The 13,124-nt window shown below is 68.5% G+C and carries 11 protein-coding genes and 2 pseudogenes; 2 read left to right on the top strand and 11 right to left on the bottom strand.

Annotation, left to right across the window (positions count from 1 at the left end):
* Positions 1-29: 29 nt before the first annotated feature.
* From ACEL92_RS08590 to ACEL92_RS08545, 10 genes and pseudogenes are all read right to left on the bottom strand, one after another.
* Positions 30-1,187 carry a dihydrolipoamide acetyltransferase family protein gene (locus ACEL92_RS08590; protein WP_374025176.1) on the bottom strand — a complete coding sequence of 386 codons (1,158 nt, stop codon included), beginning with the start codon at positions 1,185-1,187 and terminating at the stop codon, positions 30-32.
* Complete coding sequence (bkdB, locus tag ACEL92_RS08585) at positions 1,184-2,230, bottom strand: 3-methyl-2-oxobutanoate dehydrogenase subunit beta (RefSeq protein WP_374025175.1); 1,047 nt, start codon at positions 2,228-2,230, stop codon at positions 1,184-1,186. Before bkdB ends, ACEL92_RS08590 begins: the two co-directional genes overlap by 4 nt.
* The gene (pdhA, locus tag ACEL92_RS08580; protein WP_374025174.1) at positions 2,227-3,318 is read right to left on the bottom strand and encodes a pyruvate dehydrogenase (acetyl-transferring) E1 component subunit alpha; all 1,092 of its coding nucleotides are present in this window, start codon (positions 3,316-3,318) and stop codon (positions 2,227-2,229) included. Before pdhA ends, bkdB begins: the two co-directional genes overlap by 4 nt.
* 261 nt (positions 3,319-3,579) lie before the next feature.
* Positions 3,580-4,401 (bottom strand): CoA ester lyase, encoded by an 822-nt coding sequence (locus ACEL92_RS08575; RefSeq protein WP_374025173.1) that lies wholly within the window; start codon positions 4,399-4,401, stop codon positions 3,580-3,582.
* Positions 4,398-4,895 carry a MaoC family dehydratase gene (locus ACEL92_RS08570; RefSeq protein ID WP_374025172.1) on the bottom strand — a complete coding sequence of 166 codons (498 nt, stop codon included), beginning with the start codon at positions 4,893-4,895 and terminating at the stop codon, positions 4,398-4,400. Before ACEL92_RS08570 ends, ACEL92_RS08575 begins: the two co-directional genes overlap by 4 nt.
* Positions 4,892-6,058, bottom strand: a complete 1,167-nt coding sequence (locus ACEL92_RS08565) for an acyl-CoA dehydrogenase family protein (RefSeq protein WP_374025171.1) — start codon at positions 6,056-6,058, stop codon at positions 4,892-4,894. Before ACEL92_RS08565 ends, ACEL92_RS08570 begins: the two co-directional genes overlap by 4 nt.
* Entirely contained in the window at positions 6,055-8,061 is a 2,007-nt protein-coding gene (locus ACEL92_RS08560) for a biotin carboxylase N-terminal domain-containing protein (protein ID WP_374025170.1), read from the bottom strand. Before ACEL92_RS08560 ends, ACEL92_RS08565 begins: the two co-directional genes overlap by 4 nt.
* Before the next feature lie 5 nt (positions 8,062-8,066).
* Positions 8,067-9,638 (bottom strand): carboxyl transferase domain-containing protein, encoded by a 1,572-nt coding sequence (locus ACEL92_RS08555; RefSeq protein ID WP_374026128.1) that lies wholly within the window; start codon positions 9,636-9,638, stop codon positions 8,067-8,069.
* 11 nt (positions 9,639-9,649) lie between these two features.
* A pseudogene (locus ACEL92_RS08550) lies at positions 9,650-9,778 on the bottom strand (succinyl-CoA--3-ketoacid-CoA transferase); the annotation flags it as partial.
* Positions 9,779-10,042 (bottom strand): annotated as a pseudogene (locus ACEL92_RS08545) (CoA-transferase); the annotation flags it as partial.
* 193 nt (positions 10,043-10,235) lie between these two features.
* Between ACEL92_RS08545 and ACEL92_RS08540 the strand changes: the two are divergent.
* Both ACEL92_RS08540 and ACEL92_RS08535 read left to right on the top strand, forming a co-directional pair.
* Positions 10,236-10,892 (top strand): TetR/AcrR family transcriptional regulator, encoded by a 657-nt coding sequence (locus tag ACEL92_RS08540; protein ID WP_374025169.1) that lies wholly within the window; start codon positions 10,236-10,238, stop codon positions 10,890-10,892.
* A 63-nt stretch (positions 10,893-10,955) separates the two neighbouring features.
* A complete protein-coding gene (locus tag ACEL92_RS08535) occupies positions 10,956-11,735 on the top strand; it encodes an MmpS family transport accessory protein (RefSeq protein ID WP_374025168.1) in 780 nt (259 codons plus the stop codon).
* Positions 11,736-11,740: 5 nt separating this feature from the next.
* On the opposite strand, the gene ACEL92_RS08530 is transcribed toward ACEL92_RS08535, so the two are convergent.
* Positions 11,741-13,081 (bottom strand): MFS transporter, encoded by a 1,341-nt coding sequence (locus tag ACEL92_RS08530; protein ID WP_374025167.1) that lies wholly within the window; start codon positions 13,079-13,081, stop codon positions 11,741-11,743.
* Positions 13,082-13,124: the final 43 nt, after the last annotated feature.

Below are 13,124 nucleotides of genomic sequence, written 5' to 3'. Positions count from 1 at the left end.
TGTTCTCGTGCCGCCGCACCCCCGAGCTCTTAGAGGTCGAGCAACGCGGTCATCGGTGACTCGACCAAATCCCGTAGCTCGGTGAGGAACTGGGCCGCCTGGGCGCCGTCGGCGACGCGGTGATCGAAGACGCACGTCAGTGTCATCGTCGGGCGCACCACGACCTGATCATCGACGGCGACCGGGCGAGGTTTGATGGCGCCCATCCCCAGGATGGCGGCTTCGGGATGGTTGATCACCGGGACGCCGTCGTCGGCGCCCAGCGCCCCGAAGTTGGTGACGGTGAAGGTGGAGCCGTGCAACTCCGCCGGCGTCAGCGTGCCCGCCCGGGCACCGCCGACCAATTCAGCCGCGCGACTTGCCAGTTCGCGGGTGCTCTTGTCGTGTGCGTCGGTGATCACCGGGACCAGCAGGCCCCGCGGCGTGGCCACTGCGAACCCCAGATGCACCCGCCGGTGAATGCGAACCTGTGGGCCGGCGGGCGAGTCGACCCATGTCGAGTTGAGAATCTCGTTGCGCCGCAGGGCAATCAGCAACAGCCGCATGGTCAGGACGAACGGCGTGATCTTCTGGCCTGAGGCCGTTAGGTCCGCCAGCCGCAAGAGTTCGGTGCAGTCAACCGCGACGCTGACTTTGGCGGCCGGGATCTCCCTCTGCGACAACGTCATCTTCTCGGCCATTCGGGCCTGCACGCCGCGGACCGGCCGAACGTCGGACCCGTTTTGGTCGGCCGCCGCCAGCACGTCCGCGCGAGTGATGATGCTGTCGGGATCGCGCTGCAGCGAGCGCAGGTCGACCATCAGTTCCTTGGCCAGTTTGCGCGCCGGAGGGGCGGCGCGCGGGCGGCCGGTCCGTCGGCTGGCGTCGATGCCGTCGTCCGCCCCGTAGCCGACAAGCGTGGGCACCGTCGCTGCCGTCGGAGGGACGTCCCCATTGACCGGTGTGGTGTCGATGCGAACCAGCACCGCCCCCACCTCGAGCACATCGCCTTCGGCGCCGCGTGTTTCGATGATTCGCCCGGCGTAGGGGCTGGGGAGCTCGACCTCGGCCTTGGCGGTCTCCACCGAACACAACACCTGGTTGAGTTCGACGTCGTCGCCCGCGGCGACGTTCCAGTGCGTCACCGTCACTTCCTGCAAGCCCTCACCGAGGTCGGGAACCCGGAATTCCTTGATCTCGGCGCTCATGGCAACTCCAGCGCACGCTCGACGCAATCCAGCAGCCGGTCGGGGCCGGGCAACCAGAATCGCTCCAATCGGGCCGGCGGGTAAGGCGTGTCAAATCCGCAGGCGCGCAGCACCGGCGCCTCGAGCTCGTAGAACATGTCCTCTTGAATCCTGGCGGCCAATCCGGCACCGTATCCCAGGCTGCGCGGCCCCTCGTGCATCACCACGCAACGCCCCGTCCGGCGAATCGACGCCGCGACGGTATCGAAGTCCAGCGGCACGAGTGAGCGCAGATCGATGACCTCGAGGCTCCAACCACGTTGCCGCTGAGCCTCTTCCGCGGCGGCCACCGCGGTGCTGACCAAGCTGCCATAGGTCACGACGGTGACATCGGAGCCGGATCGGCGCACCATCGCCCGGCCGATCGGCGGTTCGGGCCGCCCGGTGTCTACCGTGCCCCGCACCTGATAGCGGCGCTTCGGCTCGAGGAACATCACCGGGTCCGGACACGCGATCGCGTGGCGAAGCAGCCAGTACGCGTCCGCCGGGCTGGACGGAACCACCACTTTCAGGCCGGCGGTGTGGGCCCAATACGACTCGGTGGAGTCCGAATGATGTTCGGCCGCACCGATGCCACCGAAAGACGGGATCCGCACCGTCACCGGCATGCTGATCTCGCCGCGGGTGCGGGTGCGGTACTTCGCCAGGTGGCTGACGACCTGATCGAAGGCCGGGTAGGAGAACCCGTCGAACTGGATCTCCGGCACCGGCACGAAGCCGCGAAGCGCCAGCCCCACCGCGATCCCGATGATGGCCGATTCGGCCAGCGGAGTGTCGAAACAGCGCTTCTCGCCGAACGTTTCGCCCAGCCCTTCGGTTACCCGGAACACTCCCCCTTCGACCGCGACGTCCTCGCCGAACACCAGCACCCGGTCGTCGGCGGCCATCGCGTCGCGCAGCGCACGGTTGAGCGCCTGCACCATGGTCAGCGACTGCGCGACGACGCACGCTGGGGCGGTGAGGGTTTCGTCGGAGCTGGCCGGGCGATCGGCGAGCTGAGTCATTCACGCCTCCCCAGTTCGGTTCGCAGCTGTTGGCGTTGCGACTCCAGCCCGGGCGTCATCTCGGCGTAGACCGTGGTGAACACCTCGTCGATGTCGAAATCCGGTGCGCCGAACACCGCGTCACGCAGTTCCGCGCGCATCCGTTGGGCGCGCGCGGCGACCCGGTCCTCCAAGCGGTTCGACCACAGTCCCTGGTGCTGAAGGTAGGTTCGATAGCGCGGGATCGGGTCGAGCGCGGCCCACCGGTCCACCTCCTCCTGGGACCGGTAGCGGCTGGGATCGTCGGAGGTGGTGTGCGGTCCGAGCCGGTAGGTGACCGCCTCGATCAAGGTCGGCCCACCGCCGGTCCGGGCGCGGGCGGCGGCCTCGGCCATCACCGCGTAGCAGGCCAGCACATCGTTGCCGTCCACCCGGATTCCCGGCATGCCGTAGCCGATTGCCTTGTGCGCGATGGAAGGTGCCGCGGTCTGCTTGTGGATGGGCACCGAGATGGCCCACTGGTTGTTCTGCACGAAGAACACGCAGGGCGTGGCGAACACGGCCGCGAAGTTCAGCGCCTCGTGCACGTCCCCGACGCTGGTGGCGCCGTCGCCGAGGAAGGCCACCGTCACCGAATCCTCGCCGAGACGTTGGGCGGCCATCGCGGCGCCGACGGCGTGCAGGGTCTGGGTGCCGATCGGGATCGCGGTCGGGGCGCAGCATTTCTTGGTGAATTCCAGTCCGCCATGCCAGGTTCCGCGCCAGACCGCGCCGACGTGCCCGGGCGGGATGCCGCGCACCAGGTAGGCACCGAGCTCCCGGTATTGCGGAAACAGCCAGTCCGTCTTGCGCAGACAGGCCGTCGCACCCACCTGGGCGGCCTCCTGACCGCGGCACGACGCGAACAGCGCCAACTCCCCCTGGCGTTTCAGGTTGACGAATTCGGTGTCCAGCTCGCGAGTGACCACCATCATTTCGTAGAGCCAGCACAACGTCTCGGCCGGAAGGTCGCGGCCGTACCGGCGTTCTTGGGTCGGTACGCCGTCGGCGGCGACGAGTTGCACGGGATCGAGGTCGACGGTCATCGGCAATTGGGGCACCGTCGCCATAACCGTCTCCCTACCTCGGTGCCGCAGGGTCACAGCAGAAGCTCAGCCGGGACCTATCGCGAGCCGAAGTCGATCGCCAGCTACCCGAAAGGCTTCGCTCGCCGCGACACTGGCGTACTCACCATTATGCGCTCGGATGAGAGGAGACCGCGGTGATCGCGAACGTGTCGCGTGCCCGGCGGCACCGCGGCCCGGCTGGGTTGGCCGCAGACACCGGTAGGCGACTTCCGAATGCCGCCGGTGATAGTGCTTTCGCGGTTTTCATCCGTCGGCGGACCGCCCCGCCCTGCGCACCAGCATTTCCGCGTGCTTGAGCACCGGCGAGTCCACCATCTGACCCTCGAACGCGAATACGCCACGCTCGGTGCGCGCCGCATCCAATACCCTTCGCGCCCAGTCGAGTTTCTCCTCGCTGGGACGGTAGGCGTCGCGCACGACGGGGATCTGGGTCGGGTGGATGCAGACGGTCCCGTGGAAACCCACGGCGACGGCGTCGGTGGCTTCGGCCCGCAAGCCTTCGACATCGTGGATGTCCAGATGCACCGCGTCCAGGGCGGCCCGGCCGAAAGTGGACGCCGCCAGCAGGACCGTCGACCGGACGTGGCGGGCGAAGTCGCGGTAGGTGCCGTCCGCCAGGCGGCTCGAGCTGCCGCCCAGGGCCGCGACGAGGTCCTCGGCACCCCACATCATGGCGACCGTCCCCTGGGCGGCGGCGATCTCGGTGCTGAAGACCGCACCGCGGGGCGTCTCGATCAGCGCGACGACGTTGCGCGGCGCCAGCGCCGAAACCTGCTCGGCCGATTCCGTCTTGGCGAGCATCACGGTCGTGTAGGGAGTCTCGGCCAGGGCGTCCAGGTCGCGGCGGTGCTCCTCGGTGCCGGCCGCGTTGACGCGCACCACGGTGCGCTCGGGATCCAGCGGGGTCTCGCGCAGCGCCTTGCGCGCGGCCGGCTTATCCGCCTCGGCGACGCCGTCCTCGAGGTCGAGGATCACCACGTCGGCCGCGGCCGCGGCCTTGGCGAACCGCTCGGGACGGTCGGCCGGGCAGAACAGCCAGCCCGGGCCGGCGGCGTGCAGGTTCATCGCGACTCCTCCGTGTCTGGCCGCTTCTGCACCAGCGTGGTCCGCACCGCACGCGCCACGACGTCGCCGTGCTGGTTGCGTCCCGTGTGCTCGAGGGTGACGATCCCTTCCCCCGGCCGGCTCTTGGACTCGCGCTTGCCGGTGCAGACGGTCTCGGCGTACAGGGTGTCGCCGTGGAAGACCGGTTTGGGGAACGACACCTCGGAGAAGCCCAGGTTCGCGACGATGGTGCCCAGCGTCAGCTGCGAGACGGACAGCCCGACCAACGTGGACAGGGTGAACATCGAGTTCACCAACCGCTCGCCCCGAAAGCCCGGCTGCTCTGCGGCCCACGCCGCATCCAGGTGCAGTGACTGGGTGTTCATCGTGAGCGTGGTGAACAAGACGTTGTCGGCCTCGGTGACGGTGCGGCCCGGCCGGTGCAGGTAGGCCGTGCCGATCTCGAATTCCTCGAACCACAGGCCCCGCTGGATGATCGACTTGCCTTCGGTCATGACAGCCCCAGCGATCGCGCGATGAGCATCAGCTGCACCTCGGTGGTCCCCTCACCGATCTCGAGGATCTTGCTGTCGCGGTAGTGCCGGGCCACCGGGTACTCGTTCATGAAGCCGTAGCCGCCGTGGATCTGGGTGGCGTCGCGCGCGTTGTCCATGGCCGCTTCCGACGCGATCATCTTCGCGATCGCCGCCTCCTTCTTGAAGGGCTTGCCCGCCAACATCTTTGCGGCCGCATCGTAATACGCGGTGCGGGCGACGTGGGCGCGGGCTTCCATCCGCGCGATCTTGAAGCTGATGGCCTGGTAGGAGCCGATCGGCTGGCCGAAGGACTGGCGTTGCGTGGCGTACTTGACGCTCTCGTCCACGCAGCCCTGGGCGGCGCCGGTCGCGAGCGCGGCGATCGCGATGCGGCCCTCGTCGAGGATGGACAGGAAGTTCGCGTAGCCGGTGCCGCGGGGGCCGAGGAGGTTCTCCTCCGGCACGCGGGCGTCGGCGAAGCTCAATGGGTGGGTGTCCGAGGCGTTCCAGCCGACCTTGCTGTAGACGGGTTCGACGGTGAATCCCGGTGTGCCGTTGGGCACGATGATCGTCGAGATCTCCTTCTTGCCGTCACCGATCGTTCCCGTGACGGCGGTGACGGTGACCAGTTTCGTGATGTCGGTGCCGGAGTTGGTGATGAATTGCTTGCTGCCGTTGATCACCCACTCGCCGTCGTCGAGGCGGGCCGTCGTCCGGGTGGCGCCCGCGTCGGAACCGGCACCCGGCTCGGTGAGCCCGAAGGCGGCCAGGGCCCGGCCGGCCGTCAGATCCGGTAGCCATCTGCTTTTCTGCTCCTCGGAGCCGAATCGGTAGATCGGCATCGCGCCCAGGCTGACGCCGGCCTCCAAGGTGATCGCCACCGACTGGTCGACCTTGCCGAGTTCCTCGAGCGCCAGCGACAGGGCGAAGTAGTCACCGCCCATGCCGCCGTACTCCTCGGGGAACGGCAGGCCGAACAATCCCATCTCGCCCATTTTGGCGACGACTTCGTACGGGAAGCTGTGCTCTTCGTCGTGTTTGGCCGAGACGGGCGCGACCACGGTGCGCGCGAACTCGCCAACCGTGTCGCGAAGATCCTCGTATTCCTTGGGTAACGTTCCCGCGGTAATGGATGTCGTCATGTTTCGTCCTTACTCGCTTCTACTGCTTCTTCGGGCTCTCGCGGCACCAGCCGGGCCAGTACCTGGTCGACGGTGACCTGGTCGCCGACGGACACCAAGACTTCCACTCGTCCCGAAACCGGCGCGGGCAGCGAGTGTTCCATCTTCATCGCCTCCACTACCACCACCACGTCGCCCTCGGACACCTCGGCGCCGGAGGCGGCCTGGACCGCGATCACGCTGCCGGGCATGGGGCTGAGGATCTCGGCCTGCTGCGTGCCGGCCGCGCGGTGAATCTTGTGTTCCTCGGCCTCGCGCAGGTGCCATGCTCCGCGGTCGTCGGCGATCCACAGGTGACGGTCGGCCTCGGCCCAGCGGTATTCGCGACGCACGCCGTCCAGCGTGACGTGCATGCGGTCGCCGTCGACTTGCGCGGCGGCGGATTGGATCTGGCCCGCACCGACCTGCACCCTGGCGTCGGCGGGTGGTCCCCAAACCGACACGGTGTCGCTGGGCAGCGGGGTCTGCATCTCGGTTCGCACGGGCGCGGGCGCACCCCCGACCCGCCATCCGGTCGGCACGGCCCAGGGGTCGCCCGCGGCGCGACGGTCCAGCGCCCACTGGCGGTACAGCCCCCCGGCGGCGAGCACGTCGTCGGGCGCCGGCAGCGGCGCGAAGTCCGCGACCCGCTCGTCCAGCAGCGCCGTGTCAAGGTCGCCGGCGCGGACTCGCTCGTCAGCGAGCAGGAACCGAAGGAATTCGATGTTGGTCTGCACGCCCAGGATTGCGGTCCGCGCCAGGGCCGCATCGAGTTTCGCGAGCGCCTCGTCGCGGTCCTCGCCGTAGGCGATCACCTTGCTCAGCATCGGGTCGTAATCACTACCGACCACCGTGCCCGCCAGCAGGGACGAGTCGACCCGCACGCCGGCGCCCGACGGTTCGGATACCTGCAGTACCGTGCCGCCGGTGGGGAGGAATCCCCGCGCCGGATCCTCGGCGTACACCCGGGCCTCGATCGCGTGGCCCCGCAGTTCGAGGTCGTCCTGCGCGAACCCCAGTTTCTCGCCCGCGGCCACCCGCAGCTGCCACTCCACCAGGTCCAGGCCGGTAATAGCCTCGGTGACAGGGTGTTCCACCTGCAGGCGAGTGTTCATCTCCATGAAGAAGAATTCGTCCGGCCGGTCGGCGGAGACGATGAACTCCACCGTGCCCGCGCCCACGTAATCGACGCTGCGGGCGGTGTTGCACGCCGCCGCCCCGATACGTGCGCGTGTCTGCGGGTCGAGCAAGGGCGACGGCGCCTCCTCGATCACCTTCTGGTGGCGCCGCTGCAGGCTGCACTCGCGCTCGCCCAGGTGCACCACGTTGCCGTGCGTGTCGGCGAGCACCTGCACTTCAATGTGCCTGGGGCGCAGGACAAATCGCTCTAAAAACAGGGTGTCGTCACCGAACGACGCGGCAGCCTCCCGTCGCGCGCCCACCAGCGCGTCGCGCAGCCGGCTCGGGTCGTCCACCAAGCGCATGCCCTTGCCGCCGCCGCCCGCCGAGGGCTTGATCAGCACCGGATAGCCGACTACTTCTGCGGCCGCCACCAACTCGTCGTCGCTCAGCCCCGGCTTGGCCACGCCGGGAACCACCGGCACGTCGAAGGCGGCGACCGCGTTCTTGGCGGTGATCTTGTCGCCCATCACCTGGATGGCGCGCGGCGGCGGCCCGAGGAACACCACACCGGCCCGCTCGCAGGCGGCGGCGAACTCGGCGTTCTCGGAGAGGAATCCGTAGCCAGGATGGATTGCCTGGGCACCGGTGCGCGCCGCCGCATCGAGCACCTTGCCGATGTCAAGGTAGCTCTCCCGCGCGGCGGCGGGGCCCAGGCGAACGGCGGTGTCGGCCTCCAGGACATGGCGGGCGTTGGCGTCGGGGTCGCTGTACACCGCGACCGATCGGATACCCAGCCGGCGCAGGGTGCGCATCACTCGGACCGCGATCTCGCCGCGGTTGGCCACCAAGACGGTCTCGAACATGGTCATCACATCCGGAAGACGCCGTAGGAAACCGGATCTAGCGGTGCGTGGGCGCATACCGAAAGAGCAAGCCCGACAACGGTTCTGGTGTCGGCGGGATCGATGATGCCGTCGTCCCACAGGCGGGCGGTCGAATAGTACGGGTTGCCCTGGTCTTCGTATTGCGCGCGGATGGGCGCCTTGAACGCCTCCTCTTCGTCGGGCGGCCACGGTTTGCCGGCCGCGGCGAGCTGCTCGCCGCGCACCGTCGCCAGCACCGAGGCCGCCTGTTCACCGCCCATGACCGAGATCCGGGCGTTGGGCCACATCCACAGGAAGCGCGGGGAGTACGCTCGCCCGCACATCGAATAGTTGCCCGCGCCATAGGATCCGCCGATGACGACCGTGAGCTTGGGCACCCGGGAGCAGGCCACGGCGGTCACCATCTTGGCGCCGTGCTTGGCGATGCCCCCGGCCTCGTAGTCGCGGCCGACCATGAAGCCGGCGATGTTCTGCAAAAACAGCAGCGGGATCTTGCGTTTGTCGCACAGCTCGATGAAATGAGCGCCCTTCAAGGCGGATTCGCCGAACAGGACGCCGTTGTTGGCGACGATCCCGACCGGGTGTCCGTGGATGCGGGCGAACGCGGTCACCAGCGTCTTGCCGTAGTTGGCCTTGAATTCGCTGAATTCGCCACCGTCCACCAGCCGCACGATGACCTCGTGCACGTCGTAGGGCACCCGCGGATCCGGGGGCACCACATCGTAGAGCTCGCTCTGCGGATGCCTGGGCTCGACCGCGGGCCGGACGTCCCACTGGCTTGGCCCGCGCGGGCCGAAGGTCGCGGCGATGGCCCGCACGATGCGCAGCGCGTGTTCGTCGTCGTCGGCGAGGTGGTCGGTGACCCCGGAAACCCGCGAGTGCAGGTCACCGCCGCCGAGGTCCTCGGCCGAGACGACCTCGCCGGTGGCGGCCTTCACCAGGGGCGGACCGCCGAGGAAGATTGTCCCCTGCTCGCGCACGATGACGGCCTCGTCGCTCATGGCCGGAACGTAGGCACCGCCCGCCGTGCACGAACCGAGGACCGCGGCCACCTGGGGAATCTCCTTGGCGCTCATGGTCGCCTGGTTGTAGAAGATCCGGCCGAAATGCTCGCGATCGGGAAACACCTCGTCCTGGCGGGGCAGGAAAGCGCCACCGGAGTCCACCAGGTAGATGCACGGCAGGCGATTCTGCAGCGCGACTTCCTGTGCGCGCAGGTGCTTCTTGACGGTCATCGGGTAGTAGGTGCCGCCCTTGACCGTCGCGTCGTTGGCGACGATCACGCACTCTCGCCCCGACACCCGCCCGATCCCGGTGATGATTCCGGCGCCCGGGGATTCGTCGTCGTACATGCCGTTGGCGGCCAGCGGGGCCAACTCCAAAAACGGGCTGCCCGGGTCGAGCAGTCGATCCACCCGCTCGCGCGGCAGCAGCTTGCCGCGGCTGACGTGCCGTTCGCGGGCGCGTTCGTTGCCGCCCAGCGCCACCGCCGCCAACTTGGCGTTCAACTCGGCTACCAGCCGGCGATGCTCGTCGGCAAACGATGGCGCGGCCATCACAGCTGAACTCACGAATGCCTCCCGGTCCTCGCCGGCACAAGCGGCGGTGCGGTCTTGTCACGCACCTCGTCGGCCGAGACGCCGGGGGCGGTCCCGACCAAGTGCAAACCGTCATCGCATACGTCGATGACGGCCAACGCGAATTCCTTCTTGTCGCCGAAGTACGAGGCGACGGCGCGGCGAATTCGCTTGTGGTGCAACAGCGCCTCCAGTCCGACGCCGTAGCCGCCGCAGTTGTGGGACACCGTCTCCACGTCGCGGACGCCGGTGTCGACCGGGGCGGCGATCAAGGTTTCGGGAATGCCGCAGAACCCGAAACCCCCGACCGCCAGGGACGACCCGTCGGCTATGTCGGCAACGGCGTCAGCGGCCGCGTTAGGAGAGGCCACCATCTTGTCCATAGCCGCAGCAGCCTCCTTGCCGTCGGGGCGGGGGTTTTGAGTTAATGCTCATTAACTCACGGTGACAATACCATCGTCGATCCCGCCGGTCCAGGGACGACAACATCAGGCCGTCGCCACTATTGAGGCAGGTTAACCGGTTGAAGGGTCATGCTAAGTTAGTGACGATTAACCAACTGGACGGGGATTCGTCATGACAACGTCCACCTCGGACGGCCAGCCGGGCCCCCCGGATGCGCCAAATCGACGCAGCCAGTTGAAATCCGACCGGCGCCTGCAGCTGCTGGCGGCCGCCGAACGCCTGTTCGCCGAGCGCGGCTTCCTTGCCGTGCGGCTGGAAGACATCGGTGCCGCCGCCGGTGTGAGCGGCCCCGCCATCTACCGCCACTTTCCCAACAAGGAGTCGCTGCTGGTCGAGCTGCTGGTGGGCATCAGCGCGCGGCTGCTCGCGGGCGCCCGGGAGGTACGGGCCCGCAGTTCCGACGCGGCCACGGCGCTGGACGGGCTGATCGATTTCCACCTGGACTTCGCGTTCGGTGAGCCCGACCTCATCCGAATCCAGGATCGCGACCTCGCGCACCTGCCCGGAGCGGCCGAAAAGCAGGTGCGCAAAGCGCAACGCCAGTACGTCGAGGTGTGGGTCGCGGTGCTGCGCGAGCTGGACCCGGACCTGGCCGAGGCCGATGCCCGGCTGGCGGCCCATGCGGTCTTCGGCCTCCTCAATTCGACGCCGCACAGCATGAAATCGCCCGACACATCGCGCAGCAAGTCGGCCCGCACCGCTCGGTCACGTGCCGTCATGCGGGCGATGACCGTCGCCGCGCTGGCCGCCGGGAACCAGTGCCCCTGAGTCACCGCTGGTGAGGTGATTCGCCATTCGGGCGCCCGGCGCAGGTACTCTGCAATCCATGAGGTGGACATGAACGATTCACGTCCCACCGAGCGGTTCAGCCCCTCCCTGCCGGGACCGGGGCCGCAGGGCCCGTGGTATTCCCCCGCCGACCCCGCCTATGCCGATCAGGCGCCCTACGCGCCCACCTACGGCGGGCCGGCTCCGCCGTGGGCGGCCCAGATGGGCGACGCCAACACCACCAAAGAGTTGCCGGCGTACTGGCAGCACGAGATGCCGCCGTCGGGACAACCCCCGGGTTCGGCTCCCCCACCGCCGGACGGCCCGAAACCTCCGCCGCGGTGGCTATGGATCGTCGCCGGCGCGGCCGTGCTGCTGGTGGTCGCCCTGGTCATTGCCCTGGTGCTGGTGAACGACGCGATCAAGACTCAGACCGCCGTCCCGCCGCTGCCCGCCATGCCGGAGACGACTCCGGCGGTGCCGAGCCCGTCGACACGCACGTCGACGCCGAGCCTTCCGGCCCCGGTGCCGCCCACCGGCGGCTCTCCGACACCCACCGAGTCCACCGGCCCGGCCGCGATGCAGGACATCGTCTACAGCGTGGCAGGCGACGGCCGGGCGATCAGCATCATGTACATCGACACCGGCGATCTGATCCAAACCGAATTCAACGTCGCGCTGCCCTGGACCAAAGAGGTCAGCCTGGCCAAGACGGCCGCGCACCCGGCCAACGTCACGATCGTCAACATCGGCCACAACGTCACGTGCTCGGTCACCGTCGACGGTGTCCAGATGAGCAAGCGCGTCGGCGTGGGCCTGACGATCTGCGACTCGCGGGGTTGAGCGCCTTACGACCGTTCGGCCACGAGAGCGCCGCGTGCCGGAACCCGGACCGCCAGCATGGCCAGCAGACCGGCGAGTAGCACCACCGAGATACCGCCCAGACCCGCGCGCACGGCGCCGAATATGTCCACGAATACCGAGAACAGCCAAGGCGCGACGAACGCCACCGCCCGCCCGGTCATCGTGTAGAGGCCGAAGGCGACGCCTTCCCTGCCGTGTTTGGCCATCTGCAGCAGCAGGGCGCGCGAGGACGACTGCGACGGTCCGATGAACATGCACAGCAGTAGCCCGCAGATCCAGAACGCCACCGGCCCCGACAGCAGCATCAGACTGATGCCCAGGACGAGGATCGCGGCGAGCGACGCCACGATGACGGGTTTCGACCCGACCCGGTGGTCGACGAACCCGCCCAGCACCGCACCCACCGCCGCCACCACGCTGGCCACCACCCCGAACACCAGCACGTCGCCCTGCGAGATGCCGTACACGTTGACGCCGAGCACAGCGCCGAAGGCGAAGATCGCCGCCAGACCGTCGCGGAAAAGCGCGCTGGCGACCAGGAAGTAGACCAGGTTTCGGTCTCGCCGCCACTCGGCGGAGACCTCGGTCCACAGCTTGCGATAGCCGCCGAGCATGCTCGTCGGCTCGTACACCTCGGCCGAGTCGGGAAGCCGATGCGCGACAAACAGTAGCGGCAGGGCAAAGACCGCCAGCCAAGCCGCCGCGACCAGCATCGCCTCCCGAACGTAGAGGCCGTCGTGAATGGACACCCGCAAGAACCCGCGGGTCGCATCCGGCCCGCCGCCCTTCCCGGAAATGAACCCGCTGTAGACCACGAGCAGCAGCAGGACGCTGCCGACGTAACCGGCCGCCCAGCCCAGCCCGGAAATGCGGCCGGCGGTCTGCGGCGTCGAAAGTTGGCGCAGCATCGCGTTATACGGGACGCTGGCCAGGTCGCCGCAGGCCGCCGTCGCCCCCATCAACACCAGCCCGGCCCACAGGTAGCCGGGGCGCTCGTGGATGAAGAACATCGCGCACGTCAGCGCGACGGCCAACGCGGTCAACACGCTCAAGGCCACCCGCCGGCGATGCGGGGACTCCACCCAGACACCGACGGCCGGTGCCAGCACCGCGACCGTCAAGCCGGCAATCGCGGCGGCGCGCCCCAACCAGCTCGCCGGCGGGGTGCCACCGGAGATGCCCACCCCCACGCTGCTGGTCAGATACACCGAGAAGACGAAGGTTGCCACGATTGCGTTCAGGCCGGTGGAACCGCAGTCCCAGAGCGCCCACGCCACCACCCGGGATGGCACCGGCATGAGTGAACGTGACGACGGCTGGCCCATGCCCGGCACTCTATTTGTTTCGCAGCCGACCCGCCGCGCCCGG

The sequence above is a fragment of the Mycobacterium hainanense genome (assembly GCF_041890355.1).
Lineage (GTDB): Bacteria > Actinomycetota > Actinomycetes > Mycobacteriales > Mycobacteriaceae > Mycobacterium > Mycobacterium hainanense.
This window is presented reverse-complemented; position numbering and strand designations above follow the sequence as displayed.